General features: G+C 67.1%; 25 protein-coding genes and 8 pseudogenes. 28 read left to right on the top strand and 5 right to left on the bottom strand.

Annotated features, from left to right (window positions below):
* Nucleotides 1-99: 99 nt before the first annotated feature.
* The 4 genes from H0I39_RS09515 (at nucleotide 100) to H0I39_RS09500 (ending at nucleotide 3,273) form a co-directional block, all read left to right on the top strand.
* Entirely contained in the window at nucleotides 100-633 is a 534-nt protein-coding gene (locus H0I39_RS09515) for an SET domain-containing protein (protein ID WP_180550324.1), read from the top strand.
* Nucleotides 634-636: 3 nt separating this feature from the next.
* Nucleotides 637-1,434 (top strand): biotin--[acetyl-CoA-carboxylase] ligase, encoded by a 798-nt coding sequence (locus tag H0I39_RS09510; RefSeq protein WP_180550323.1) that lies wholly within the window; start codon nucleotides 637-639, stop codon nucleotides 1,432-1,434.
* 325 nt (nucleotides 1,435-1,759) lie between these two features.
* Nucleotides 1,760-2,200, top strand: coding sequence for an SPOR domain-containing protein (locus tag H0I39_RS23240; protein ID WP_307776799.1), 441 nt, complete (start codon nucleotides 1,760-1,762; stop codon nucleotides 2,198-2,200).
* A gap of 413 nt (nucleotides 2,201-2,613) precedes the next feature.
* Nucleotides 2,614-3,273, top strand: coding sequence for a glutathione S-transferase family protein (locus H0I39_RS09500; protein WP_180550322.1), 660 nt, complete (start codon nucleotides 2,614-2,616; stop codon nucleotides 3,271-3,273).
* A 327-nt stretch (nucleotides 3,274-3,600) separates the two neighbouring features.
* On the opposite strand, the gene H0I39_RS09495 is transcribed toward H0I39_RS09500, so the two are convergent.
* The 3 genes from H0I39_RS09495 to H0I39_RS09485 all read right to left on the bottom strand — a co-directional run bounded on the left by H0I39_RS09495 (nucleotide 3,601) and on the right by H0I39_RS09485 (nucleotide 6,486).
* Nucleotides 3,601-5,049: a sensor histidine kinase gene (locus H0I39_RS09495; protein WP_180550321.1), complete on the bottom strand. Its 1,449-nt coding sequence runs from the start codon at nucleotides 5,047-5,049 to the stop codon at nucleotides 3,601-3,603.
* Nucleotides 5,050-5,107: 58 nt separating this feature from the next.
* On the bottom strand, nucleotides 5,108-5,782 hold the full coding sequence (locus tag H0I39_RS09490) for a response regulator (protein WP_180550320.1): 675 nt from the start codon (nucleotides 5,780-5,782) through the stop codon (nucleotides 5,108-5,110).
* A 233-nt stretch (nucleotides 5,783-6,015) separates the two neighbouring features.
* On the bottom strand, nucleotides 6,016-6,486 hold the full coding sequence (locus H0I39_RS09485; protein ID WP_180550319.1) for a MarR family winged helix-turn-helix transcriptional regulator: 471 nt from the start codon (nucleotides 6,484-6,486) through the stop codon (nucleotides 6,016-6,018).
* Nucleotides 6,487-6,617: 131 nt separating this feature from the next.
* On the opposite strand from H0I39_RS09485, the gene recA reads away from it, so the two are divergent.
* From recA to H0I39_RS09470, 3 genes and pseudogenes are all read left to right on the top strand, one after another.
* Complete coding sequence (gene recA, locus H0I39_RS09480) at nucleotides 6,618-7,667, top strand: recombinase RecA (protein WP_180550318.1); 1,050 nt, start codon at nucleotides 6,618-6,620, stop codon at nucleotides 7,665-7,667.
* 395 nt (nucleotides 7,668-8,062) lie between these two features.
* Nucleotides 8,063-8,538: pseudogene (recX, locus tag H0I39_RS09475) on the top strand (recombination regulator RecX).
* A gap of 137 nt (nucleotides 8,539-8,675) precedes the next feature.
* Complete coding sequence (locus tag H0I39_RS09470) at nucleotides 8,676-9,212, top strand: hypothetical protein (protein ID WP_180550317.1); 537 nt, start codon at nucleotides 8,676-8,678, stop codon at nucleotides 9,210-9,212.
* 35 nt (nucleotides 9,213-9,247) lie between these two features.
* Here the strand turns inward: H0I39_RS09470 and argC are convergent.
* A pseudogene (gene argC / locus H0I39_RS09465) lies at nucleotides 9,248-10,158 on the bottom strand (N-acetyl-gamma-glutamyl-phosphate reductase).
* A gap of 186 nt (nucleotides 10,159-10,344) precedes the next feature.
* Here argC and sucC point away from each other — a divergent pair.
* From sucC to H0I39_RS09390, 18 genes and pseudogenes are all read left to right on the top strand, one after another.
* Nucleotides 10,345-11,503 (top strand): annotated as a pseudogene (gene sucC, locus H0I39_RS09460) (ADP-forming succinate--CoA ligase subunit beta).
* Between the two features lie 12 nt (nucleotides 11,504-11,515).
* Nucleotides 11,516-12,408, top strand: a pseudogene (gene sucD / locus H0I39_RS09455) (succinate--CoA ligase subunit alpha).
* Nucleotides 12,409-12,522: 114 nt separating this feature from the next.
* Nucleotides 12,523-13,232: pseudogene (locus H0I39_RS09450) on the top strand (TerC family protein).
* A 59-nt stretch (nucleotides 13,233-13,291) separates the two neighbouring features.
* Nucleotides 13,292-14,053, top strand: a complete 762-nt coding sequence (locus H0I39_RS09445; protein ID WP_180550316.1) for a Stp1/IreP family PP2C-type Ser/Thr phosphatase — start codon at nucleotides 13,292-13,294, stop codon at nucleotides 14,051-14,053.
* Nucleotides 14,054-14,160: 107 nt separating this feature from the next.
* Nucleotides 14,161-14,790 (top strand): FHA domain-containing protein, encoded by a 630-nt coding sequence (locus tag H0I39_RS09440; protein ID WP_180550315.1) that lies wholly within the window; start codon nucleotides 14,161-14,163, stop codon nucleotides 14,788-14,790.
* Nucleotides 14,791-14,821: 31 nt separating this feature from the next.
* A pseudogene (locus tag H0I39_RS22020) lies at nucleotides 14,822-15,556 on the top strand (CHASE2 domain-containing protein); the annotation flags it as partial.
* Entirely contained in the window at nucleotides 15,477-15,980 is a 504-nt protein-coding gene (locus H0I39_RS22015; RefSeq protein ID WP_257646078.1) for a CHASE2 domain-containing protein, read from the top strand. The pseudogene H0I39_RS22020 and the gene H0I39_RS22015, both read left to right, overlap by 80 nt.
* The gene (locus H0I39_RS22010; RefSeq protein WP_307776891.1) at nucleotides 15,896-17,059 is read left to right on the top strand and encodes an adenylate/guanylate cyclase domain-containing protein; all 1,164 of its coding nucleotides are present in this window, start codon (nucleotides 15,896-15,898) and stop codon (nucleotides 17,057-17,059) included. The genes H0I39_RS22015 and H0I39_RS22010 overlap by 85 nt, the downstream gene beginning before the upstream one ends.
* Before the next feature lie 18 nt (nucleotides 17,060-17,077).
* A pseudogene (locus H0I39_RS09430) lies at nucleotides 17,078-17,880 on the top strand (3',5'-cyclic-nucleotide phosphodiesterase).
* Nucleotides 17,881-18,031: 151 nt separating this feature from the next.
* Nucleotides 18,032-18,361 (top strand): type II toxin-antitoxin system RelE/ParE family toxin, encoded by a 330-nt coding sequence (locus H0I39_RS09425; protein WP_180550314.1) that lies wholly within the window; start codon nucleotides 18,032-18,034, stop codon nucleotides 18,359-18,361.
* Nucleotide 18,362: 1 nt separating this feature from the next.
* On the top strand, nucleotides 18,363-18,629 hold the full coding sequence (locus H0I39_RS09420) for a helix-turn-helix domain-containing protein (RefSeq protein ID WP_257645726.1): 267 nt from the start codon (nucleotides 18,363-18,365) through the stop codon (nucleotides 18,627-18,629).
* Between the two features lie 22 nt (nucleotides 18,630-18,651).
* Nucleotides 18,652-18,942 (top strand): nucleotidyltransferase family protein, encoded by a 291-nt coding sequence (locus H0I39_RS09415; RefSeq protein ID WP_180550313.1) that lies wholly within the window; start codon nucleotides 18,652-18,654, stop codon nucleotides 18,940-18,942.
* A 9-nt stretch (nucleotides 18,943-18,951) separates the two neighbouring features.
* Nucleotides 18,952-19,104 carry a HepT-like ribonuclease domain-containing protein gene (locus H0I39_RS09410; RefSeq protein ID WP_180551756.1) on the top strand — a complete coding sequence of 51 codons (153 nt, stop codon included), beginning with the start codon at nucleotides 18,952-18,954 and terminating at the stop codon, nucleotides 19,102-19,104.
* Nucleotides 19,105-19,598: 494 nt separating this feature from the next.
* Nucleotides 19,599-20,090: a pilin gene (locus H0I39_RS09405; protein ID WP_257646076.1), complete on the top strand. Its 492-nt coding sequence runs from the start codon at nucleotides 19,599-19,601 to the stop codon at nucleotides 20,088-20,090.
* A 200-nt stretch (nucleotides 20,091-20,290) separates the two neighbouring features.
* Complete coding sequence (locus H0I39_RS09400) at nucleotides 20,291-22,078, top strand: tetratricopeptide repeat protein (protein WP_180550311.1); 1,788 nt, start codon at nucleotides 20,291-20,293, stop codon at nucleotides 22,076-22,078.
* A pseudogene (locus tag H0I39_RS24730) lies at nucleotides 22,059-22,232 on the top strand (hypothetical protein); the annotation flags it as partial. The gene H0I39_RS09400 and the pseudogene H0I39_RS24730, both read left to right, overlap by 20 nt.
* A 130-nt stretch (nucleotides 22,233-22,362) precedes the next feature.
* Nucleotides 22,363-22,881: a hypothetical protein gene (locus H0I39_RS09395; protein WP_180550310.1), complete on the top strand. Its 519-nt coding sequence runs from the start codon at nucleotides 22,363-22,365 to the stop codon at nucleotides 22,879-22,881.
* Between the two features lie 39 nt (nucleotides 22,882-22,920).
* Nucleotides 22,921-23,616 carry a glycosyltransferase family 2 protein gene (locus H0I39_RS09390; protein WP_308645818.1) on the top strand — a complete coding sequence of 232 codons (696 nt, stop codon included), beginning with the start codon at nucleotides 22,921-22,923 and terminating at the stop codon, nucleotides 23,614-23,616.
* 155 nt (nucleotides 23,617-23,771) lie between these two features.
* Here the strand turns inward: H0I39_RS09390 and H0I39_RS09385 are convergent, their stop codons facing one another.
* Nucleotides 23,772-24,386, bottom strand: a complete 615-nt coding sequence (locus tag H0I39_RS09385; RefSeq protein WP_180550309.1) for a Uma2 family endonuclease — start codon at nucleotides 24,384-24,386, stop codon at nucleotides 23,772-23,774.
* A gap of 89 nt (nucleotides 24,387-24,475) precedes the next feature.
* On the opposite strand from H0I39_RS09385, the gene H0I39_RS09380 reads away from it, so the two are divergent.
* The 3 genes from H0I39_RS09380 to H0I39_RS24725 are packed head-to-tail and all read left to right on the top strand — an operon-like array spanning nucleotide 24,476 to nucleotide 25,550.
* On the top strand, nucleotides 24,476-24,703 hold the full coding sequence (locus tag H0I39_RS09380) for a hypothetical protein (protein WP_180550308.1): 228 nt from the start codon (nucleotides 24,476-24,478) through the stop codon (nucleotides 24,701-24,703).
* Nucleotides 24,697-25,458 carry a glycosyltransferase family 2 protein gene (locus H0I39_RS09375; RefSeq protein ID WP_257645725.1) on the top strand — a complete coding sequence of 254 codons (762 nt, stop codon included), beginning with the start codon at nucleotides 24,697-24,699 and terminating at the stop codon, nucleotides 25,456-25,458. Before H0I39_RS09380 ends, H0I39_RS09375 begins: the two co-directional genes overlap by 7 nt.
* Complete coding sequence (locus H0I39_RS24725) at nucleotides 25,455-25,550, top strand: hypothetical protein (RefSeq protein WP_506329678.1); 96 nt, start codon at nucleotides 25,455-25,457, stop codon at nucleotides 25,548-25,550. The genes H0I39_RS09375 and H0I39_RS24725 overlap by 4 nt, the downstream gene beginning before the upstream one ends.
* The last annotated feature ends 58 nt before the right edge of the window (nucleotides 25,551-25,608 follow it).

Below are 25,608 nucleotides of genomic sequence, written 5' to 3'. Positions count from 1 at the left end.
AGAATCCGGCTCCTCGCGCGTGCGCACACGCGCACCCGCACTCGCGCGCCCACGCCCACGCATGCGCGCGCACTCAAACCAACATAGCAAAAACTTTCCGTGGCCAGCAAAAACCCCGCAGATTCGTCGGCCACGCGCCGCATCGAGGTGCGCCGCTCAGGCGTGCATGGGCAGGGCGTGTTCGCCCTGGTCGACATCCCCAAGGGCGAGCGCATCATCGAATACGTGGGCGAGATCATCAGCTGGAACGAGGCGCAGCGCCGCCATCCGCACGACCCGGATGACCCCAACCACACCTTCTACTTCCACATCGACGAAGACCGCGTGATCGACGCGCTGTACGGCGGCAACGATTCGCGCTGGATCAACCACAGCTGCGACCCGAACTGCATCGCCGACGAGGACGAGGGCCGCATCTTCATCACGTCGCGCCGCAAGATCAAGGCCGGTGACGAGCTGAACTACGACTACGGCCTGGTCATCGACGAGCCGCTGACGCCCGAGCTGAAGGCGGACTACCCCTGCTGGTGCGGCAGCAAGAAATGCCGCGGCACGCTGCTGTCGTCCGACCTGGAAACGGCGGAAAGCGGTGACAAGAAAAAGAAGAAGAAAAAGAAGAAGGCCAAAGGCTGACGCATGCCCCACCCCACCCTTGCCTGGCCCCTGGATGCGCTGCGCACGCAACTCGCGCCGCTGCTGCCGGGCGTGGCGGTGGAGGTGGTGGCCGGGATCGACTCCACCAACAGCGAGCTGATGCGCCGCGCGCGCGCCGGCCGCACGGCGCCCACGCTGCTGGTGGCCGAGCTGCAGACCGCCGGTCGCGGCCGCCTGGGGCGCGGCTGGCAGTCGGGCGACGGCGAGCGCGGCGGTGCGCTGGCCTTCTCGCTGGGCCTGCCGCTGGTGCCGTGCGACTGGTCGGGCCTTTCGCTGGCCGTGGGGCTGGCGGTGGCAGAAAGCCTGCACCCGGACATCCGCCTGAAGTGGCCGAACGACCTGTGGTGGCAGGGCCGCAAGCTGGCCGGCATCCTGGTCGAGACGGCGGGCACCGGGCAGCCGGGCACGGGGCGCTACGCCGTCATCGGCATCGGCGTCAACATCGCGCCGTTGCCGGGCGAAGGCTTTGCCACGCCGCCCGCGTGGCTGCAAGAGTTGTTGCCGGGCATCGACGCGCCCGCCACGCTGGCGCGCATCGCCGCGCCGCTGGTGCAGACGGTGCGCGGGTTCGAGCAGGGCGGCTTCGCACCGCTGGCCGAACGCTTTGCCGCGCGCGACCTGCTGGCCGGGCAGGCGGTGCGGCTGTCCGATGGAACGGAAGGCGTGGCGCAAGGCGTCGGCCCCGGCGGCGAGCTGCGCGTGCACACGCCCGCCGGCCTGCGCGAGGTGCACAGCGCCGAGGTCAGCGTGCGCCCACAGGCGCCACAAGGAGGTGGGTGATGGTCGGTCGTCTGGTCGTGCTGCTGCTGGTGGCCAACGTGGCCTGGTTCGCCTGGTCGCAGGGCTGGCTGCGCGTGCTGGGCCTGGCGCCCACGGTGCAGGCCGAGCCCGAGCGGCTGGAGCGCCAGGTGCGCCCCGAATCGCTGACGCTGCGGCCGCTGGACGCGGCCTCGGCCGCAGCGCCCGCGCCGGCACCCGCATCGCGGGCCTCCCGGCCAGCCCCGGCCCCCGCACCTGCGCCGGCACCGGCGGTGCCCGCACAACCCGCCCCCGCGCCGGAGCCACCCGTGGCCGCCGCGCCCCGCCGCCGGCCCCGGCCCCCGGCGTGTGCCTGCAGGCCGGCGTGTTCAACGAGCAGCAGGCCGACGCCGTGCGCCGCGCCGCCGCCAGCCTGCCGGCCGGCAGCTGGCGCCTGGAGCCGGTGCAACTGCCCGGCCGCTGGATGGTCTACGTCGGCAAGCTGGCCGACGCGGATGCCGTGCGCACCAAGCGCAGCGAGCTGCGCGACCTGGGTGTCGACACCGACCGCCCCGGCGCCGCGCTGGAGCCGGGCCTGTCGCTGGGCCGCTTTTCCAGCGAGGAGGCCGCGCAACGCGCCCTGACCGACCTGGGCCGCAAGGGCGTGCGCACCGCCCGCGTGGTGCAGGAGCGGCGCGACACGCCGGCCTACCTGCTGCGCCTGCCGAATGCCGATGCGGCACTGCGCCAGCAGGTGCGCGGCCTGCGCGGCGCGCTGGCGGGCAAGGAGCTGCGAGGGTGTGAATAGAAGAACAACCCCTGAGCCGCTGACGCGGCTTCCCCTTCTCTTGCTGCGCTGCGCTTCGCGGGAAGGGGACAACGCCAGTGGCCGGGCCAAGCCCGCTCCACGGCGTTCGCTTGATGGCCTGCTCCGCGGCCGTTCGATTCACGAAGGGGGCGTCTGGCCCTGAAACTCCCTCGCCCGCCTGCGGGAGAGGGCGGGGGTGAGGGTCGGAGACGCATCCTCCCGTAGCTGGCTAATCGATCAGGCGCTTTTTAATTGATAGCGGCTTGCGCTTGTCCATCCGTGATTTCAAGCCGAAGCCATCTGAAACCATTGATTGACCGGCGCAGGCAGCTATCTTTATTGATGTTCGGCGCCCCGCCCGCCGCGCTATGCTCAGGCCCTTGCCTACCCACCGATCCACAGGAGACTTCCCCATGACCCTCAAGCTCTACTACGCCTCCGGCGCCTGCTCGTTCGTGCCGCACAGCATGCTGGAGATGGCCGGCGCCACTTTCGAGCCGGTGGCGGTGAAGCTGCACCGCAACGAGCAGAACAGCCCCGAGTACAAGGCCATCAACCCGCGCGGCCAGGTGCCGGTGCTGGTGGACGGCGGCGAGGTGATCACGCAGATCATGGCCATCATTGCCTACATCGACGCCAAGTTTCCCGAGGCCACCTTCATCCCCAAGGACCCGCTGGCGCGTGGCCGCTTCGTCGAGGTGCTGGCGTGGATGAACAACACGGTGCACCCCACCTTCACGCACATCTTCATGCCGCACAAGTTCACCGGCGACGAGGCGGCGCAGGCCGCCATCAAGACGCACGCCGTGGGCCAGTACCGCACGCTGATGGGCGAGCTGCAGGACTTGGTGAAGAAGGCGCACGCGGAAGGCCGCGACTGGCTGGGCGGCGTGCACTGCGGCCCGCTGGACACCTATGCGCTGACGCTGCTGCGCTGGGGCACCATCGCCGGCATCAACCCCGAGGACTTTCCCGAGCTGTGGGCGCATGTGCAGCGCACCGCCCAGGTGCCGGCGGTGGCGCGCGCCATGGAGCGTGAGAAGCTGCAGCTGAGCCTGTACAAGCCGGCCTGAGGCGGGCGGAGCGGCCGCTTCGATCATCCTGGCGTGCAGAGGCGCTGCATGGCGTCGGTGCGAGCGGACTGTAGGGGGTATGCGGCTCCAGCGCCCGCCAATAGGGCGCTATCGGCTTACTTATAGGGGAGTATGTGGTGACCGCGGGCTGTGGGAGCGGGCTTGCCCGCGATGCGGCGTCGCCTCGCGTTCAGTGCTTCATCGCGGGCAAGCCCGCTCCCACGAAAAAGCCATCGAGCCGTGGCCTGCCTGGCGGGGCGATGATGCCCGAATCCTGCGCCGACGCCCGCCCGCCGGGCGCCTCAAGCTATCGACAAGATAGCGCCATCAACTTGCCCGAAAACGCACCGTGAAGCACGCGCCCGGCGGCTGCTGGCCGGGGTGGGCGTCGTCCACGCTGACCTCTGCGCGGTGCTGCGCCGCGATCTCCTGCACGATGGGCAGCCCCAGGCCCGAGCCGTGCACGTTGGTGCCCAGCGCGCGGTAGAAGGGCTGGAACACGCTGGCGCGCTCGGCCTGGGGGATGCCGGGGCCGTTGTCCTCCACCTGCACAGCCAGCGCGCGGCTGAACGGCTCCACGCGCAGCCGCGCGGTGACGACGCCGGGCGATTCGGGCGTGGAAGGCGTGTAGTGGATGGCGTTTTCCACCAGGTTGCGGATCATCTCGCGCAGCAGCGTGGGGTTGCCCAGCAGCGTCAGCTCGGGCGCGCCGGGCGCCGGGCCGTCGTAGCCCAGGTCGATCTGCTTGTCCATGGCCTGCGGCACGGCCTCGCGCACCACGTCGATGGTGAGCTGCGCCAGGTCGCACGGCTGCTGCGCCATCACGGCGCCGCCGGCCTCGGCACGGGCCAGCGCCAGCAGCTGGTTGACGGTGTGCGTGGCGCGCACGCTGGCGTGGCCGATCTGCTGCAGCGACTGTTTCAGGTCGTCGGCGCTGGCGTCCTCGCGCTGCGCCAGGTCGGCCTGCATGCGCAGCCCGGCCAGCGGCGTCTTCAGCTGGTGCGCGGCGTCGGCCAGAAAGCGCTTCTGCGTGGCGATGGAGTCCTTCAGCCGCGTCAGCAAGTCGTTGACCGAGCCGACCAGCGGCCCCACCTCCTGGGGCACGGCGCTTTCGTCCAGCGGGCTTAGGTCGTCGGGCTTGCGCGCGCGGATGCGCGAGGCCAGCGCCGACAGCGGCCGGATGCCGCGCACCAGCGCCAGCCACACCAGCAGCACCGCCAGCGGCAGGATGGCGAACTGCGGCAGCATCACGCCCTTGATGATCTCGGCCGCCAGCACGCTGCGCTTCTCGCGCGTTTCGGCCACCTGCACCAGCGCCTGGGCGCCGCTGTCGCCGATGGGCACCCACAGGTAGGCCACGCGCACCGGCAGGCCGCGGAATTCGGCATCGCGCAGCTGTGGCTCTTCGGCCAGTTCGCCCGTGCTCGGCTCGTGGCCCGCGCGCGGCGGCGCGGGCAGTTCGCGCTCGCCCGACAGGTATTCGCCCTTGGCGCCCAGCACCTGGTAGTAGACGTTGTCGGAGTCGTCGGCGCGCAGCAGCTCGCTGGCCGGCTGCGGCAGCAGAAAGCGCACGCGCTGGCCGGGCGTGACCTGGATGAACTGCGCCAGCGCCTGCACGTTGTAGACCAGCGCGCGGTCGAACGGCTTGTTGGCCAGGTTCTGCGCCACCAGCCAGGTCAGCGCCAGGCTGACGGGCCACAGCAGCAGCAGCGGCGTGAGCATCCAGTCCAGGATCTCGCCGAACAGCGAGCGCTGGGCGCGTTGGAATATCTTCACTGCATTGCTGCTGTTTCGGTAGCTGCCAGCGCTTGCCCAGCAAGCGCGGGCGCCTGATTCAACCCGGAATCTTCTCGAGGCAGTAGCCCAGCCCGCGCACCGTGGCGATGCGGATCGGCCCCTTCTCGATCTTCTTGCGCAGGCGGTGGATGTAGACCTCGATGGCGTTGTTGCTCACCTCCTCGCCCCACTCGCACAGGCGCTCCACCAACTGCTCCTTGCTCACCAGGCGGCCGCTGCGCTGCAGCAGCACCTCCAGCAGGCCCAGCTCGCGCGCCGACAGGTCGACCATCTTGCCGTCGATGCTGGCCACGCGGCCGGTCTGGTCGTATTCGAGCGGGCCGTGCTTGATGGTGGCGCTGGCCGCGCCCATGCCGCGCCGCGTGAGGGCGCGCACGCGCGCTTCCAGCTCGGTCAGCGCGAACGGCTTGGCCATGTAGTCGTCGGCGCCGTAGTCCAGGCCCTTCACGCGCTCCTCGATGCTGTCGGCCGCGGTGAGGATCAGCACCGGCAGCGTCTGCCCGCGCGCGCGCAGGCGCTTGAGCACCTCCAGCCCGTGCAGCTTGGGCAGGCCCAGGTCGAGGATCAGCAGGTCGAACTCGGTGTTGGTGAGCAGGGCGGTGTCGGCCTCGGTGCCGGTGGCCACGTGGTCCACCGCGGCGCCGTGGGTGCGCAGGCTGCGCATCAGGCCATCGGCCAACACCTGGTCATCTTCGGCGATGAGGATGCGCATGAAAGTCTCCTGTGGCGGCGCCGCGCGCCGCATCGTTGTACTGGGCGTTGGCAGCAAATTCTAGAGCGCCGCCGCGGGGGCCGCGCTGGGGTTGTCCCCGCATCGGCGGGGTGGGCATGCGGGTGCGCGGATGGTTGCGCGGGGCGAGCAGCGCAGGCCACGCCATTCGCTATCAACAAGATAGCTATCGGCGCTTGCTGTACAAGCTCTGAAGGCCGATTTCGCCTGAAACATCAGGCCGCATACGCCTCCAGCCCCAGCGCCACCACGGTGGCGACCTCGTCGCCCACGGCGGCGCGGAACTCGGCCTCGGCCTGCGCCACGGCGTCGCGGAAGGCGGCCAACCAGTCCAGCCCCGTCGGCGTGAACACGATGCGCCGCGCCCGGGCGTCGCGCGGGTCGGGCTCGCGCGCCACCAGGCCCCAGGCTTCGCATTGGTCCACCAGATCGCCCATGGACTGCTTGGCTATGCCGGCCCAGGCGGCCAGCTCGGTCAGCCGCGCGCCGCCCAGCGGCAGGTGGCGCGTGATGTGGATGTGCGCCGCGCCCACCTTGTCGCGCGCCGCCAGGTTGGCCAGCGCCAGCGGCGCCTGCTCGCTGGCCGCCATCAGCTGCAGCACGCGCTCGTCGAAGCGGCGCATGGCGTGGCCGAGCAGGCGGCCGAGGTGCGTCTCGCGCCAGCGGTCATCGTCGGGCTCATTCATGCGCTAGATAGTAAGGCAAACTGACCATAAATCGGCTTTACGGCAATCAATGGATTGATATACAGTCCTGTTCAAGCATCCAGTTGATTCGGGTGCATCCGCTTCAACCCATTGATCTCAAAGGAAAAATCATGGACATGGCCGTCGCCGACAAGACCGAAAAAGCCAAGGCCCTGCAGGCCGCGCTGGCGCAGATTGAAAAGCAGTTCGGCAAGGGCACCATCATGCGCCTGGGCGAAGGCGAGGTGGTCGCCGACATCCAGGTCGTTTCCACCGGCTCGCTGGGGCTCGACGTGGCCCTGGGCGTGGGCGGCCTGCCGCGCGGCCGGGTGATCGAGATTTACGGCCCGGAATCGAGCGGCAAGACCACGCTCACGCTGCAGGTCATCGCCGAGATGCAGAAGCTGGGCGGCACCTGCGCCTTCATCGACGCCGAGCACGCGCTGGACACCGCCTACGCGCAGAAGCTGGGCGTGAACCTGCAGGACATGCTGATCAGCCAGCCCGACACCGGCGAGCAGGCGCTGGAAATCGTCGATTCGCTGGTGCGCTCGGGTGCCATCGACCTGGTGGTGGTCGACTCGGTCGCCGCGCTCACGCCCAAGGCCGAGATCGAGGGCGACATGGGCGACAGCCTGCCCGGCCTGCAGGCGCGGCTGATGAGCCAGGCGCTGCGGAAATTGACCGCCACCATCAAGAAGACCAACTGCACGGTGGTGTTCATCAACCAGATCCGCATGAAGATCGGCGTGATGTTCGGCAGCCCCGAAACCACCACCGGCGGCAACGCGCTGAAGTTCTACGCCTCGGTGCGCCTGGACATTCGCCGCATCGGCACCATCAAGAAGGGCGACGAAGCCATCGGCAACGAAACGCGCGTGAAGGTGGTCAAGAACAAGGTCAGCCCGCCCTTCAAGCAGGCCGAGTTCGACATCCTGTTCGGCGAAGGCATCAGCCGCGAGGGCGAGATCATCGACATGGGCGTGACCGCCAAGGTGGTGGACAAGAGCGGCGCCTGGTATTCCTACCAGGGCGAAAAGATCGGCCAGGGCCGCGACAACGCCCGCGAGTTCCTGCGCGAGAACCCCGATCTGGCGCGCGAGATTGAAAATCGTGTTCGTGAGTCGCTAGGCATCGCCGGGCGACCCGCAGCGGTGGAAGCCGCTGCGGAAGAGGCGTGAGCCTCTTGAACACGATTTCAGTGCAGGCTCATATTGGCGCAGCCTATGTGAAGGCCGCGTCAGCGGCCGTGCCGAAATTAAAACAAGGTGCGCGAGTCGCTCGGCATCGCCGGGCGACCGGCGGCGGCGGAAGCCGCCGTCGATGAGGCGTGAGCCGAATTCGCACCGCAGTTTCAGCGCAGGCTCACGTGCGCGCAGCGCACGTGAAGCCGCGAAGCGGCGTGCCGGAGCTAAAACCGGCGTCCGTGAGTCGCTCGGCATCGCCGGCAGGAGGCTGACGCTCTCTTATTGGGAGCTGCTTGCGCCTTCTGCAAGCGGACTTCATAGTGATTTCATTATGAAATCAAGTGTGAATCGGCGCGAACAGCCATCAAATTGATAGCATCCAGCAGCCCATGACCCCACGCCCCGCGCAGACCCTCTCCCTCAAGGGCCGCGCCCTGCGCTACCTCGCGGCGCGCGAGCATTCGCGCGCCGAACTGGCCACAAGCTGTCGCGCCACGTGGGGCCCGAGGACGACCCGGACGCTGTGGCGCGCGTGCTCGACGAACTGGCCGCCAAGGGTTTCATCGACGAGGCGCGCGTGGCCGAGTCCGTGCTGCACCGCCGCGCCGGGCGCCTGGGCGGCGCGCGCGTGCTGCAGGAGCTGCGTGCCAAGGGCCTGCCCGACGAGGTGGTGGCCGACGCCGCCGCGCAGTTGCGCAGCACCGAACTGGCACGCGCGCAGGCCGTCTGGCGCAGAAAGTTCGGCCAGCCGCCCGCCGACGCGGCCGAGCGGGCGCGCCAGCTGCGCTTTCTGGCCGCGCGCGGCTTCAGCGGCGACGTGGCGCGCCGCGCGCTGGGCGGCGCTGCGGACGACGACGATTTCTGACGCCGCGCGCACCCGCCACCACCCCTTCAAGTGCGGGCTTGACAGCCGCGCGGGTTGCCGCCGCAATCACCCCGCCAGCGTCATGGTGATGGAGGCCCTTGGGCCGCACCCACATGGGCTGCAGGGAGAACAAAACAATGAGAATCGTCTACGCCTTGAGCGACAAGGGCGCGCGCGAGTGTGCCGCCGCGCACAGCACCTTGCCGGTCGAATTGCATGGCTTGCTGCGCATGGTGGATGGCCGGCGCACGCGCGAGGATCTGCTGGCCGCCACCGGCAAGAGCGCGCTGACCGCGGGCGGCCTGCGCTGGCTCAGCGCCTCGGGTTACATCCAGCCTTCCGAGATGGCCGACCTGGACACGCGGCCGGCACCAGCCACAGCGCCTTTTGCGCCCTCCGCGCCAGCGCACAGTGCGCCATCGCCCCTGTCGCGCCGCCCCGACGACGTGTGCCACGCCATGTCGAACTTCATGATCCGCTCGATCCGCCGGCACCTGGGCCGTTATGCCTACGAGCAGCAGATCGCCACCGCCACCACGCTGGGCGAGTTGCTGCCGTACCTGCACCCGCTGATCGACGCCATCGTGGCGCGTGCCGGCACCGAGGCCGGTGCCGAGTTCGCCGACTCGGCGGCCTTTCTGCTGCAGCCGCCGCGCCGGGCGCAGCGGCGCTGATCCTGCGCCGCCGGCGCCGATTCAGCGCGCGCCGGTCACAGCCCCAGCATCAGCCGCAGGTTCTGCACCGCCGCGCCGCTGGCGCCCTTGCCCAGGTTGTCCAGGCGCGCCACGCACACCGCCTGCTTCGCCTCGTCGTTGCCGAACACCCGGATTTCGAGCTGGTTGGTGTTCTTCAGCGCCACGGCATCCAGCTTACCGGATTCGGGCGCCGCTTCCACGCTGACGGCCTCGGCGCCCGCGTAATGGGCGCGGTAGGTGTCGAGCAGCTGCGCGGCGGTCGGCTGGCCGGGCAGGGTGTCAAGGTGCAGCGGCAACTCGACCAGCATGCCCTGGTCGAAATTGCCCACCGCCGGCACGAAGATCGGGCGGCGCGTGACGCGACCGTACTTCATGATCTCCGGGATGTGCTTGTGCTTCAGGCCCAGCGCGTACAGCTCGTAGGCCGGCGCGCCGCCGGCTTCATAGGCCTCGATCATCTGCCGGCCACCGCCGGAGTAACCACTGACCGACGGCAAGGCGACCGGGTAATCCGGCGGCAGCATGCCGGCGTCCACCAGCGGCCGCAGCAGGGCGATGGCGCCGGTGGCGTAGCAGCCCGGGTTGGCCACGCGATCGGCAGCCTGCACGGCGGCGCGCTGGTCCTTCGACAGCTCGGGAAGCCGAACGTCCAGCCCTCGGCCACGCGGTGCGCCGTGCTGGCATCGATGATGCGCGGCTTGCGGTTCGGCAGGGCGTCGATCATGGCCACCGACTCGCGCGCGGCGTCGTCGTGCAGGCACAGGATCACCAGGTCGACCGCGGCCATGATCTCGCGCTTGGCCTCGGGGTCCTTACGGCGCGCGGGGTCGATGCTGACCACCTCCACGCCCGGCATGCCCTGCAGGCGGTCGCGAATCTGCAAGCCGGTGGTGCCGGCCTCGCCATCAATGAATACCTTGGCCATTGCTTGAATCCTTCCATCGCGGGGCCTGCGTCATGGCAGCGTAAGGCCCTCGCGCACAATTGGTGCGTCGCACCATGATACATTCGCCGAGGCGGCCCGCTGGCCCTGCGGCAGTGCGGCGCCCGACGGCCCACCGGTGGCCCGACCGTTTTCTCTCATCACACCAACACTCCTCAGAGGGGCCTCATGAAGATCCACGAATACCAGGGCAAGGAGATCCTGCGTCAATTCGGCGTGCCCGTGCCGCGCGGCATTCCCGCATTCACCGTTCAGGAAGCCGTGGAAGCGGCGCAGAAACTCGGCGGCCCGGTGTGGGTGGTCAAGGCGCAGATCCACGCCGGCGGCCGCGGCAAGGGCGGCGGCGTGAAGGTGGCCAAGTCCATCGAACAGGTCAAGGAACTGGCCACGCAGATCCTGGGCATGCAGCTCAAGACGCATCAGACCGGCCCCGAAGGCCAGAAGGTGCGCCGCCTCTACATCGAGGACGGTGCCGACATCCAGAAAGAGTATTACGTCTCCGTGGTCACCGACCGCGCGACGCAGAAGATTGCCTTCATCGCCAGCAGCGAAGGCGGCATGGACATCGAGGAAGTGGCGCACAGCCACCCCGAGAAGATCATCAAGGTGTTCGTCGATCCGCTGCAGGGCATGACCGACGCGCAGGCCAAGGAACTGGCCGACGGCATCGGCATCCCGGCCGACAGCACCGCGCAGGCTGTGGACGTGTTCAAGAAGCTCTACACCTGCTACATGGACACCGACGCCTCGCTGGTCGAGATCAACCCGCTGAACCGCGACAGCAAGGGCAACATCATCGCCCTCGACTCGAAGTTCAACTTCGACAGCAACGCCCTGTTCCGCCACCCCGAGATCGTGGCCCTGCGCGACCTGGATGAGGAAGACCCGGCCGAGATCGAGGCCAGCAAGTTCGACCTGGCCTACATCAGTCTCGACGGCAACATCGGCTGCCTGGTCAACGGCGCCGGCCTGGCCATGGCCACCATGGACACCATCAAGCTGTTCGGCGCCGAGCCGGCCAACTTCCTCGACGTGGGCGGCGGCGCCCCCCGAGAAGGTGACCGAGGCGTTCAAGATCATGCTCAAGAATCCCAAGGTCAAGGCCATCCTGGTCAACATCTTCGGCGGCATCATGAAGTGCGACACCATCGCCACCGGCGTCATCACGGCCAGCAAGGCGGTCGACCTGAAAGTGCCGCTGGTGGTGCGCATGAAGGGCACCAACGAGGAACTGGGCAAGAAGATGCTCGCCGAAAGCGGCCTGCCCATCATCAGCGCCGACACCATGGCCGAAGCGGCTCAAAAAGTGGTTGCCGCCGTCAAGTAAGGAGCCCTGAACATGTCCATCTTCGTCAACAAAGACACCAAAGTCATCACCCAGGGCATCACCGGCAAGACCGGCCAGTTCCACACCGAGAAGTGCCAGGAATACGCCAACGGCAAGAACTGCTTCGTCGCCGGCGTGAACCCCAAGAAGGCCGGTGAGTCGATCTTCAACATCCCTATCTTCGCCAGCGTGAAAGATGCGGCCAAGGAAACCGGCGCCACCTGCTCCGTGATCTACGTGCCGCCAGCCGGCGCCGCCGCCGCGATCTGGGAAGCCGTGGAGGCCGACCTCGACTTCGTCGTCTGCATCACCGAGGGCATTCCGATCAAGGACATGCTGGAAGTGCGCAACAAGATGAAGCAGAAGGAAGAAAAAGGCGGCAAGAAGACGCTGCTGCTCGGCCCCAACTGCCCCGGCATCATCACGCCCGACGAGATCAAGATCGGCATCATGCCCGGCCACATCCACAAGAAGGGCCGCGTCGGCGTGGTCAGCCGCTCCGGCACACTGACCTACGAAGCCGTGGCACAGCTGACCGAGCTGGGCATCGGCCAGTCGAGCGCCGTGGGCATTGGCGGCGACCCGATCAACGGCCTGAAGCACATCGACGTGATGAAGGCCTTCAACGACGATCCGGATACGGATGCCGTGATCATGATCGGCGAGATCGGCGGCCCCGACGAGGCGGAAGCCGCCCGCTGGTGCAAGGACCACATGAAGAAGCCCATCGTCGGCTTCATCGCCGGCGTCACCGCGCCCCCGGCAAGCGCATGGGCCACGCCGGCGCGCTGATCAGCGGCGGTGCCGACACGGCCGACGCCAAGCTCGCCATCATGGAAGAGTGCGGCTTCACCGTCACGCGCAACCCGTCCGAGATGGGCAAGCTGCTCAAGGGCTTGCTGTAAGCAGATCGCGGGCCGAGGCCGCCCTGAAGCGGCCTCCATGCTGCAGCCGGATGCCCCGCCAGGCCATCCGGCTGTATTATTTGAGCCGCCCCAAGTTCCTAGGGAAGAGACAAAGTGGAAGAATTTTTCACCGCCCATTTCTGGGTCGCCGTCGGTCAGATCATCATGATCGACATCCTGCTCGGGGGCGACAACGCCGTGGTGATCGCGCTGGCCTGCCGCGGCCTGCCGGCGCACCAGCGCACCAAGGGCATCATCTGGGGCACGGCCGGTGCCATCGTGCTGCGGGTCATCCTCATCGCCTTCGCGCTCGCCCTGCTGCAGGTGCCCTTCCTCAAGTTCGTCGGTGCGCTGCTGCTGATCTGGATCGGCATCAAGCTCATCGCGCCGGAAGAGGAAGACGCGCACGGCAGCATCCAGGGCAGCGACAAGCTGTGGGGCGCCATCAAGACCATCATCGTGGCCGATCTGGTGATGAGCGTCGACAACGTGATCGCCGTCGCCGGTGCCGCGCAGGGTGCGGGCGAGCAGCACCAGCTGCCGCTGGTCATCTTCGGCCTGCTGGTCAGCATCCCCATCATCGTCTGGGGCAGCCAGCTGGTGCTCAAGCTGATGGACCGCTTCCCCATCATCATCCTGCTGGGGGCATGCTGCTGGGCTGGATTGCCGGCACCATGATGCACTCGGACCCGGCGCTGGTGCCCTACATCCCGCAGGACAAGACCGTGCACTACGCCATGGGCGTGGCGGGCGCGCTGCTGGTGCTGGCCATCGGCAAGTGGGTGCAGAGCCGTCGCAGCCCGCCACCCGCCTCGGCGGCATGAGGGCCCGTTGCATGTGGCTTTGCCCCTCGGCCCCCGGTTGATCGCAGCGACGGCCTGACATGGAGTTCGAGTACGGCGCACTGTCCGACGTGGGGCGCGTGCGCACCAACAACGAGGACGCCGTGATGGTCGATGCCGCGCACGGCGTGGCCGTGCTGGCCGATGGCATGGGCGGTTACAACGCCGGCGAAGTGGCCAGCGCGCTGGCGGTCGAACTGATCGCCGGCGAGATGGCGCGCTGGCTGCACGAGGCCTCGCCCGTGGCCACGCTGCGCGACGTGCGCCGCGCGATGGAAATCTGCGTCGACAACGCCAACCGCGCCATCTTCGACGCTGCCAACACGCACGCGGCCTATGCCGGCATGGGCACCACGCTGGCCATGGCGGTGGCGCATGGCGGCAAGTTCGTGATCGGCCATGTGGGCGATTCGCGCGCCTACCGACTGCGCGAGGGCGTGCTGGAGCAGCTCACGCGCGATCACTCGCTGCTGCAGGAGCAGGTGGACATCGGCCTGATCACGCCGGAAGAGGCCGCCGCCTCCGGCAACCGCAACCTGGTCACGCGCGCCCTGGGCGTGGAAGACACGGTGCTGCTGGATGTGCGCGAGGTCGACGTGCTGTGCGACGACCAGTTGCTGTTGTGTTCCGATGGCCTCAACGACATGGTGCGCAACGACGAGATCGCCGAGATCCTGGCGGCAGACCTGACGCTGGATGCCAAGTGCCAGCGGCTGGTGGGGCTGGCCAACGAACGCGGCGGGCGCGACAACATATCGGTGGTCATCGTCAAAGCCCATGAACCGCCCAAAAGTCCGGGATGATGGCCAAATTGTTGAGAAAATAGGCAATAGTTGGCTTGTCGGCGCCCCAGCGGCTACGCTCCAATAGGCCACTCATACCAGTACAAGCCAGAAAACGGGAGCCGTTCATGCCGAAGTTGATCGTTTCGATCGACGGTGTCGTCGTCAAGGAATACCAACTGATCAAGGATCGCTCGACCATCGGTCGGCGGCCCTACAACGACGTCGTCATCGACAACCTCGCCGTCAGCGGCGAGCACGCCGTCGTGCAGATGGTGGATGGTCGCGCCGTGCTCGAGGATCTGGGCAGCACCAACGGCACCTACGTCAATGGCAAGGCGATCAAGAAGCAGGAACTGGCGCACGACGACACCATCGAGGTCGGCAAGTACAAGGTCAAGTTCGTCGACGGCGACACCATGTCTGCGCCGGTCAGTCTGCCCGGCGCCGGCCTGTCGGTGCCCATGGGGGTGGATGTCGGCTTCGGCCCCGAGGCCACCGGCCCGCGGGTGCGCGTGCTGAACGGCTCCGCCGCCGGGCGCGAGCTGCCGCTGACCAAGGTGGTCACCACCATCGGCAAGCCCGGCCTGTCGGTGGCCTCCATCACGCGCCGCGTGCATGGGTTCGACCTGGCGCAGGTCGAGGGCACGCACGTGGCGGCCGTCAACGGCGTGGCCGTCGACGCGGGCCCCATCACCCTCAAGAACCGCGATCAGATCGACCTGGGCGGCATCCGTCTGGAGTTTGTCGACCGCTGACACGGCGCCCCGGCGCGGGCGATGACAACGCATGGCTTGGGCTGGCTTGAAGCGCCATCGAAAGCGCACGCTGGCCACAGCGGTGCTGGTGCTGCTGGCGATCCTGCATGCATCCGGGGTGTGGAGTTTCGCCGCGCTGCACCGCGTGGACGAAGCCCTGTACGACCTGCGCCTGCGGCTGACGATGCCGCAGACATTCGACGAACGCATCGTCATCATCGACATCGACGAACGCAGCCTGGCGCGCGTGGGCCAGTGGCCCTGGAGCCGCGCCCGCGTGGCCGCGCTGGTGCGCGAGCTGACCGAGCGTCAGCAGGTGGCGGCGCTCGCGCTGGACGCGGTGTTTGCCGAACCCGACCGCAGTTCCGGCCTGCAAAACCTCGAGCGCCTGGCCCGCGAGGACCTGCAGCACGACCCTGCGTTTGCCGACTGGCTGGCCCGTGCCGCGCCGCAGCTCGACTACGACGGCGTGCTGGCCCGCGCGCTGCAGCAAGGCCCGGTGGCGCTGGGCTACTACCTCAGCAGCGACCGCGACGCGCGGCGCAGCGGCACCCTGCCGCGCCCGCTGGCCGAGGTGGATGCGCCGCCGCCCGGCATGCTGCACTGGGATGGCTACGGCAGCAACATCGCGCCGCTGACCGCGGCCGCCCCGCGCGCCGGCTTCTTCAACTCGGTGGCCGACCCCGATGGCAAGGTGCGCGCCGTGCCGCTGGTGGCGGCGTTCGAAGGCCGGCTGTACGAATCGCTGTCACTGGCCGCGCTGCGGCTGGGGCTCGACAACCCGCCGCTGCGGCAGAGCGCGTGGCCGGGCAGGCGGCAGGCGGCCTGGCGGCCGTCACCCTGGGCTCGGGCGCGCAGGCCCTGCGCGTGCCGGTGGATGCGCGCGGTGCCGCGCTGGTGCCTTTCCGCGGGCCGGGCGGCCCCGGGGCGGCTCGTTCCGTTACATCTCGGCGCTCGACGTGCTCGAAGGCCGTCTGCCCGCCGGCGAGCTGAAGGGCCGCTACACCCTGCTCGGCTTCACGGCGCCGGGGCTGATGGACCTGCGCGCCACGCCGGTGGGCGAGGTGTATCCGGGGTTGAAGTGCACGCCAACCTGCTCTCGGGCATGCTCGACGGCCGCATTGCCGTGCGGCCCGACTACGCCGCCGGCTACGAAGTGGCCCTGCTGCTGGCCCTGGGGCTGGTGCTGATCCTGGGCCTGCCGTTGCTGCCCGTGGCGGCATCGCTGGGGCTGGGGCTGGCCTTGCTGGCCGGCATTCTGGCGCTGGATTTCTCGCTCTACCTGGGCGCCGGCCTGGCCATGCCGCTGGCCACGGCGCTGGTGCTCACGCTCACCGCGCTGGCCGTCAACATGGCGCTGGGCTACTTTGTCGAAAGCCGCGCCAAGCGCGAGCTGGCCCAGCAGTTCGCCACCTATGTGCCGCCCGAGCTGGTGCGCCAGATGGTGCGCAACCCCGAGCGCTACGGCATGCAGGCGCGCGCCGAAGAGCTCACCGTGATGTTCTGCGATCTGCGCGGCTTCACCAGCCTGTCGGAAACCATGGAGCCGCTGGCCCTGCAGGCGCTGCTGAACGACGTGCTCTCGCGCCTCACCCACGTCATCCGCGCGCACCAGGGCACCATCGACAAATACATGGGCGACTGCGTCATGGCCTTCTGGGGCGCGCCCGTGGCCCAGCCCGACCACGCCCGCCTGGCCGTCGATGCCGCCGTCGCCATGACCGCCACCATGCGCCAGTTCAATGCCGAGCGCGCGGCGCGCGGCGCGCCGTCGGTGTCCGTCGGCATCGGCCTGAACACCGGCGTCATGTCGGTCGGCAACATGGGCTCCGATCTGCGGCGCGCCTACACCGTCATCGGCGATGCGGTCAACCTGGCGGCTCGGCTCGAAAGCCTTTCGCGCGTGTACCAGGTCGACATCGTCGCCAGCCAGGCCACCGTCGACCACGCCGCCGCCGGCCAGCACCTGTGGCAAGAGCTGGATCGCGTCCGCGTCAAGGGCAAGCACCAGGCCACCACCATCCACACCGTGCGCGCCGCACCCGGCCAGGCCAGCGCCGCGCTGCAGGCCGAACTGGCCCTGTGGCAGGCCGCGCTGCCCCTGTGGCGCGCCGGCAGCTTCGAAGAGTTTCGAACAAAAGTTAACGAGCTTCAGCAAGCGAATGCCAACTTTTTCCTTTACCGGCTGTATGCCGCACGCGTAGCCTCACAGCTTCAAACACCGCCCGGCCCCGGCTGGGACGGCACCACGGACTTCGACGCCAAATAACAGCGCGGGGAGCTGAACATGAGGGTGCGTGTGCTCGGCTGCTCCGGCGCCATCGCTCGCGATTGCAAGACAACGTCGTTCCTGGTCGATCAGGACGTGCTCATCGACGCCGGCACCGGCGTGGGCGACCTCACGCGCGAGGAAATGCTGCGCATCGAGGACGTCTTCCTCACCCACGCCCACCTCGACCACATCGCCTGCCTGCCGCTGATGGTCGACACCATCGCCGGTGCGCGCGCCGGCCAGCCACTGCGCGTGCACGCCCTGCCGCACACCCTGGCCGCCCTGCGCCAGCACGTCTTCAACGACCTCATCTGGCCCGACTTCACGCGCCTGCCCTCGGCCGCGGCGCCCTGGTCACCTTCCACCCGCTCGACGTCGGCGCCGTGCGCCACGTCCAGGGCCGCGCCATCGAGGCCCTGCCGGCCGAGCACTCGGTGCCCGCCGTCGGCTTTGCCGTGCGCGGCCCGCAGGCCGATGCGCCCTGGTGGGTCTTCAGCGGCGACACCGTGGGCAGCCCGGCCTTCTGGCAGCGCGTCAACCAGCTCCACGTCCACAGCCTGGTCATCGAAACCGCCTTCTCCAATGGCGAGCGCGCACTGGCCCAGCTGGCCCGCCACCTCTCGCCCGCCGCGCTGGCCGACCAGCTGGACCAGATCGACCCCGCACGCCGCTACCCCATCTACATCACCCACACCAAGCCGGCCGAAACCGAAACCATCATGCGCGAGATCGCCCAGTTCGACCAGGTGCGCCCGCCGCGCCGCGAAGCCGCGCACGACATCCGGTGGCCGAGCGCGGGGCATGTGTTCGAGTTGTAGGGGCGTGGTGCTGGATTGCATGCCAAATCTGCCTTCAGTGCCCTCCAGACAAGCGCTGACAGCTATCGAAAATTGAGTTGCACCGCGTCGACTTCATCTTCGTCCTCGGGCATAGACTCCAAAATATACGTTTTTAGCGTATAGTCCGCCCATGTTCACCGTCAGCGAAACCCGCGCATTCGTTCGCTCGATGGAGAACATCTGGGGCGAAGGCGAGCGCGCTGAATTCATCAACTGGATTGCCGCCAATCCGACCGCTGGCGATGTGATCGTCGGCTCGGGCGGTTTGCGCAAATTGCGCTGGTCGCGTCCGGGTCAGGGCAAGCGCGGCGGTGTGCGGGTCATCACCTATGCGCGCGCCGAGGGCGGGCAAGTGTGGCTGTTGATCGGGTACACCAAGGCCAGGTTCGACAAGCTACCCACCGAATTTTTAGTGAACTTGCGCAAGGAGATGGACGATGCCCAAGACGATGGACCCTGACATGCAAGCCTTCCAGGCCGAACTGCTGGAGGCCGTGCGCGACATGAAGGTCGGCCGCGCGGCGCGCACCACGCAGGTCGAGGTGCCGAACGCCGCCGACGCCCGTGCGCGGGTCGGCCTGTCGCAGTCGCAGTTCGCCACCTTGCTGGGTGTGTCGGTGCGCACGCTGCAGAACTGGGAGCAAGGCCGCAGCCAGCCCTCCGGCGCCGCGCAAACCCTCATCCGCGTGGCGATGACCGCGCCCCAGGTGCTGCGCGCAGTGGCATAGCGTTCGCCGTACCATCGCCCCCATGCTGCTCGATGAACTGAACGCCCAGAGAGACGCCATCGCGGCGCTCGGCCGGCGCTATGGTGCGCGGCGCATCCGGGTCTTCGGCTCGGTGGCGCGGCGGCAAGAAACCGCCGGCAGCGACATCGACCTGCTGGTCGATCTGCCGCCCGGCTACGACATGTTCGGCCAGCGCCTGCCACTGGCCCAGCAGCTTGAGCAGCAGCTGGGCCGCCGCATCGAACTCATCCCCGAGCACGAGCTCAACCAGCACATGCGCGAACACGTGCTGCGCGAGGCGGTGGATTTGTGAGCCTCGCACATTCCGTGGCGCGAAATCTCCGGGTTTCGCAACATCCTCGCTCACAACTACCTGGGCGCCATTGATCCCCAGACCGTCGCCCGGGTGGTTGCGCACGATCTGCCTGCCCTACAAGCCGCCATCCAGTTCCTGCTGAGCTTGCCGCAGGAATGAGGCCGGCCGTGTACTCGGGGCAAGAGGCCCTGGACGTGGCCTTGAGCTTGGGGTTGCGGCCATCGAAGGCCGGTGCGCAGGCTTCCCTGTCGGGGTTATCGCTAGATACTCCCATGCCAGACGGCATCCAGCGCCTGTAATTCAAGCGCTGGAAACGTATACCCCCATCAACCTGGGCTTCTGCTGCTTTGATGCGGCCTGGCCATGCGCGCTGCAGGGCACGCAGCGCAGCGCCTGTATCGCCCGCGCCGGGGTAGTGACAAATCGTGTCACGCCGCCCGGCTGGGGCGCCGACCGACCAGATTTGTCAATCCTCTGGGCGCCTTGGGCGTCGCAAATTGTCACCTGGCACGCCCCGCCTGGCGCTGACCGTGAACTGCCGCACGAATCACCGCCCCCACGCGGGTTGGCACGGAACCTGCAAAGAAAGGGTGCGCGGTGACGCACTGACAAGCGAAGTGTTTCCCGGTTAGCAATCAATTTCTTCCAAAGGACTGAACCATGAACAAGACTCTGCAAAAGGCTTTACCCTGATCGAATTGATGATCGTCGTGGCGATCATCGGTATTCTGGCTGCCGTGGCGCTGCCTGCGTACCAGGACTACGCCATCCGTGCGAAGGTGTCTGAGATCGTCCTGGCTGCTTCGCAGTGCCGTACCAGCGTGACCGAAACGATTCAGTCCTCGCGTACGGCGTTTCCGGCAGCCAATGCGTGGGGCTGTGAAGCTAGCGCACCGACCAAGTATGTGGCCCGCGTGGCGACCGATGGTGTGGGCGTCATTACCGTGACGGCGGCGAGCGCAGCCAACGCTCCCGATCTGAAAGGCGCAGCAGGTGGCGTTATCACGCTGACGCCCTATGCCAACAACACAACTGCCATTGCAGCCACCGACCTGGGCGCAACGGTGTTCAAATGGGTTTGCGGCCCTGCCTCGACCGGTGGCATGCCTGCCAAGTACCTGCCCGGTTCCTGCCGCGGTCAGTAATCCGTCAAGCCTGACGGCCTGAAAGAGCATAGCCCGCAAGGGCTATGCTCTTTGCTTTTTCTTCTTTTGTTCGCCACTGAAGCTGGATTTGCCCTGATGCGTGCCGAAACGTTCAAGCCCCTGGTGGCGCTGCTGGCCGTGCTGGTGGCGCTGTACGCCTTCGGCAGCGGCGGTATTTTTTCTTTGACGACGCGCCGTCCATGGACGGCATGCTGGCCGTGCAAGACCGCATGGGCGCGCTGGCCTACATCTTCTCCGGCGATGCTGGGCCCCTGGGCCGGCCGGTGGCGCTGGCCACCTTCTTGTTGCAGCGCGGCGCCTACGCGGCGGGCAATGCCGACGCCTTCTTGTGGGTAAACATCGGCATCCACCTACTCAACGTGGCGCTGCTTGGGTGGCTGGTGTTTCGGTTGCAGCGGCAATGGCCACAGCACCTGGGCCGCAGCGAATGGCTGGCGCCGGCCGTGGCGTTTTTCTGGGGTGTGCTGCCAATCCTGGCTTCGGCCTCGCTGATGATCGTGCAGCGCATGACCACGCTCAGCGCATTGTTTGCGCTACTGGGCATGCACGCTTACCTATGGGCGCGCGACAACGCGGCCTGGGGGCGCTGGCCCGGCATGCTGGCGGCGCTGGTCTGCCTGGGGCTGTGCACGCTGCTGTCCGCCCTGAGCAAGGAAAACGGCGTGCTGCTGCCGCTGCTGCTGCTGGTGCTGCACAGCGTGCTGCTTCGCGCCCCCACGCGCGGAGCGGCAGGCGGCGCGCTGCCTGCCGACGGGAATCGGCGCCTGGGGTGGGTGCTGGGGCTCGCCCTCTGGCTGCCCAGCCTGGCGGTGCTGGGCTACGTGGCCAGCCGTCTGCCTACCATGGCCGGCACTTACTGGCTGCGCCCATTCACCTTGTCAGAGCGCTTGGCCAGTGAGGCCGTGATTCTGTGGGAATACCTGCGCGTGGCGTTTTTGCCGCGCCTGGCCGACCTCAGCCCCTTTCACGACGACTATCCCGTTCGCCATTTTTCCGACGGTGTCGTGCAACTGGCGCTGGCCGCCTGGGCAGCGGTGCTGGTGGCGGCGGCCGTGCTGTGGCGGCGGGGCCAGCCCCTGCTGCTGTTTGCGGTGCTTTGGTATTTGGCGGGGCATCTGCTTGAGTCCAGCGTTTTTGCGCTTTTCCTGTATTTCGAGCACCGTAACTACGTGCCGCTCATCGGCCCGGTGCTGGCGCTGGCGGCCTGGTTTGCCCAATGGTCGGCAGTGCCAGGCCGCATACGCGGGCTGATGGCCGGGGTATACGGTGTGTTTCTGGCCTTCATGCTGTGGCAGACCACCAGCATGTGGGGTAGCCGCCAGCAGCTCGTCTGGGCAAGGGCGCATCCGGATTCGCCGCGCGCCTTGCAGATGCTGGCCGGGGCCTACATGCAAGCGGGCAAGGTCAAAGACGTCGACACGATGTATGAAGGCGCCATACGCCGCAACCCGCGCCTGACCAGCGTGGCCATGCAGGGCCTGCGGGCCAGTTGCTACTTGAACGACGAAGGCCAGGCCACGCGCCGGTGGCTGGGGCATGCGCGGCAATCGCTGCCCACGGGGGTGCACAGCCATCTGACGGTGAGTTCACTGAGCGCCGTGGCGCAGTTGCAGATGCAGGGGCGTTGTGTGGGACTGGCGCCGGCAGACGTTCTGGCGCTGGCCGGCCTGATGCAAGGCAACCCCGTATTCCGTGGGGTGGATGATCGCCAGGGCCTGAGCGCCATCCGCGCCAATGTGCTGCTGTCAACAGGCGACGTTTCGGGTGCAATGGCCGAGTTGCGCCAGGCGCTCAAGGTGCAGCCAGACATGGATACCATTCAGGCGCTGTACGGTTTGATCATGTCAACACAGGGCCACGCAGCAGCGGACGCGTTTTTGCAGGAAGCCAGAGCCATCCAGCCCACTGGAAGCGCCTACGCGCGGCAGCAATGGCAACACAAGCTGGATGTGCTGGGCAAGCCTTGAGCGCGGCGAGCATCGTTCATCGGCACAAAGGATTCGGTTGGTCTATGTGGTTGGCAAAGATAAAGGCGTTTTCCTTCATTTCGTGGTCACCGCACTGGTGGCGGTGCTGGCCGCATGGCTGGTATTCGCTCTGTGGTACCCGGCCCCCTTTGCAGAAATGATGGGTGGCATGAAGCTGTTCGTGCTGGTGGTGGCCTGCGACCTGGCGCTGGGGCCGCTGATGTCGCTGGTGATCTACAACCCCAAAAAAACGCAAGGAGCTTCTGACGGACTACGCTGTGGTGGTGGCGGTTCAGCTCGCGGCCTTGGCCTATGGCCTGAATACCGTGGCGCAGGCGCGGCCGGCGTTCCTGGTGTTCGCGGTGGATCGCTACACGGTGGTCAGCGCCGGGGAACTGCCGGCGAGCGAACGGGAGAAAGCCGTGCGCCCGGAGTGGCAGAAATCCAGTTTGCTGGCCGGCTACCAAACGGTGTACGCGCTGCGCCCGACCGATCCGGATGCCTCTTTTGATCTGATCATGAGCGCGCTGGGCGGTGGGCGTGATGTGCAGCACATCGTTGAAAACTACCGGCCGGTGGCCGAGCACCTTGGCGATGTGTTGCACGCGGCGCAGCCGGTGGCCGTGCTGCGCGAGCGCCATGCCGCGCAGGCTGCGGCCATCGATGCTGCTGTGGCGAAATCCGGAAAGGCAGAACAAGCGCTGCGCTGGCTGCCGGTGCAGGCCGGCACCGTGTTCTGGACAGCTTTGATCGACATGCAGACGGGTATGCCCGTGGCGTGGGTCAATGTGGATCCGTTCTGATCATAGGATTTGTGTTTGGTTGAGTCAGGAGTGCGCAGCGTGAGCGTCAGTGTCGTCCTCCCCGCAAAGAATGAATCCGCAGCGCTTGGCTTGACCATCCGTGGCATTCGACAGGTGCTGCCCGATGCTGAGGTGATCGTGGTCAACGACGGTTCTACCGACGACACCGTCGAAGTTGCCGGCATTGCAGGCGCCCGCGTGGTCAGCCATCCCTACAGCAAAGGCAACGGCGCGGCCATCAAGACTGGCGCCCGCGCGGCTGCGGGCGAAGTCATCGTGTTCATGGATGCGGATGGCCAGCACGACCCGGCCGATATTCCCCGTCTACTTGCGTCGTTAGCGCAAAGCCACGACATGGTGGTCGGCGCACGGCAAAAAGGCTCGCAGGCCAGCATGGGGCGGGGGCTTGCCAATGGCCTGTACAACCGCCTGGCGAGTTGGATGACCGGGCATAAGGTAGAGGATCTGACCTCGGGTTTTCGCGCTGTGCGCGCAGATAAATTCCGCGAGTTTCTCTATTTGCTGCCAAATGGATTCTCATACCCAACGACCAGCACCATGGCTTTTTCGTGCCGGATATTCGGTGGCGTATGTGCCAATTCATGCTGCCAAACGCTTGGGCAAAAGCCATATCGGTTATTCGGGGTCAGATCACGATTTCAACCCACCAGCTCTGGTTATTCGGGGTCAGATCACGATTTCAACCCACCAGCTCCGGCAAATCGGCGTAGATAACCCGAAGGCCGACGCTGGCCCGCAGGCAGAGCCGGTTGAAGGCGTCGTCCGGCTGTGCCAGCCGCTGGTGCGTCCAGCCGCCATCGTCGCCGCGCTGGAGTAAAAATGGGGTAAAAATGGGGTCAGATCACGATTTTTGGTCCGCCCACCCGGGGTCACGCGACGCTCAAATCCGCTAGGTCGACATAAATCTCGCCCAGCGTGACATGAGCACCCAGGCATTCCAGCGTGAGCACGTCGCCCGGCGCGGTCAAGCGTTGGTGCTGCCAGCGGCCATCAGCGGCACGCTGATACAGGTCGGCTTGCAGGCTGTCCTGGCGCAGCAGCAGGTATTCGCGCATGCTGGGCAGCAGGCGGTAGGCCAGCAGCTTTTCGCGCGTGTCGATGTGTTCGGTGCTGGGCGAAAGCACTTCGACAAGCAGGCAAGGGCGGCGCACGTAAAGCGGTTCGCGGTCGGTGGGGTCGCAGGCGAGCACCAAGTCGGGGTAATAGAACCAGCTGCCGCTGTCGTGGTCGATACGCACCTTCATGTCGGCTGTGAACAGCTGGCAGCCCTTGCGGCGGGCGTGGGGCAGCAGCAGGCCACCGAGGCCGATTTCGAGCGCGTGCGCCGGCTGCTGCCGCAGCAGCGTTTCGATGCGCAAACTCTTTTGGGCGTCCGGACCATCGTGGCGGTGCAGCTCGAATCGCCCGATTTCGCGGCCAGCCGCCGGCACACGCTGGGCCTGCTGGACGAGATGCGGGCGATCCCGAGGTTCCGGGCTGCCCATTTGTTCAATCGCGTGGAGCCGTACCTCAGGGGCTGCTGTTGATGGCAGAAGGTGAGCCAGACGCGGCCATGCCACACCTGAAGGTGTCCATGCAGCGCTTCAACGACATCGACAATGCCTTGTCCACGGTCGCCAACATGGCCAACAGCGGTTATGTTTCGCATGCGCTGCTGCTGCTGGACGAAGCGCAGCAGGTGCTGGACCGGCAACCAGACGTCCAACTGGTGCGCAGCAGAGGTGCTTACGAAATGGAAGTCCAACGCGCCAGAGGAGTTGCAGCAGGCCCTGAAAACCCAGGAAGGAACACCGCATGGTGAGCGTTAGCGTGGTCATGCCCGCGAAGAATGAGGCGGGCGCCATTGGTGGCGTGGTCAAAGCCCTCAAGGCTTTGATGGAAGAAGTGGAGGTGATCGTCGTCAACGACGGCTCCAGCGACGACACCGCCGCCGTGGCCACTGCTGCCGGCGCCCGCGTGGTCTCGCACCCGTATTCCAAGGGCAACGGCGCTGCCGTCAAGACCGGCGCGCGCGCCGCCACGGGCGAGGTGATCGTGTTCATGGACGCCGACGGCCAGCATGACCCGGCGGATATTGCACGCTTGTTGGAAAAAATGGCCCAGGGCCACGACATGGTGGTGGGCGCCCGCCAGAAAGCGCTCGCAGGCCAGTGTGGGCCGGGGATTTGCCAACGGCCTGTACAACCGCCTGGCCAGTTGGATGACCGGGCACAAGGTGGAAGACTTGACTTCGGGCTTTCGTGCCGTGCGGGCGGACAGGTTTCGCGAATTTCTCTACCTGCTGCCCAACGGGTTTTCGTACCCCACCACCAGCACCATGGCGTTCTTCCGCGCCGGTTATTCGGTGGCCTACGTGCCCATTCACGCAGCCAGGCGGATCGGCACGAGCCACATTCGCCTGCTGCGCGACGGCGCGCGGTTTTTCTCATCATCTTCAAGATCGGCACCTTGTTTTCGCCAGTGAAGATTTTTGCGCCGGTGGCGCTGGGCATGTTCCTGCTGGCGACCGGCTGGTACGGCTGGACGTGGTGGCATCAGGGAGATTCACCAACATGAGCACGCTGCTCTACACGGGCAGCGTGATGGTGTTTCTGATGGGCCTGATCTCGGAACAGATCACGGCGCTGATGTACAAGGATTCGGCGTGAGTGCGCCTGTCCCTGGATCGTGCGACAAGCACCTACAGCCCATACAATCTGACGATTG

Source organism: Ottowia beijingensis, from assembly GCF_013423955.1.
Taxonomy (GTDB): domain Bacteria; phylum Pseudomonadota; class Gammaproteobacteria; order Burkholderiales; family Burkholderiaceae_C; genus Ottowia; species Ottowia beijingensis.
Note: the sequence above shows the minus strand (reverse complement) of the source record. Positions and strands in the feature narration are given on the sequence as shown.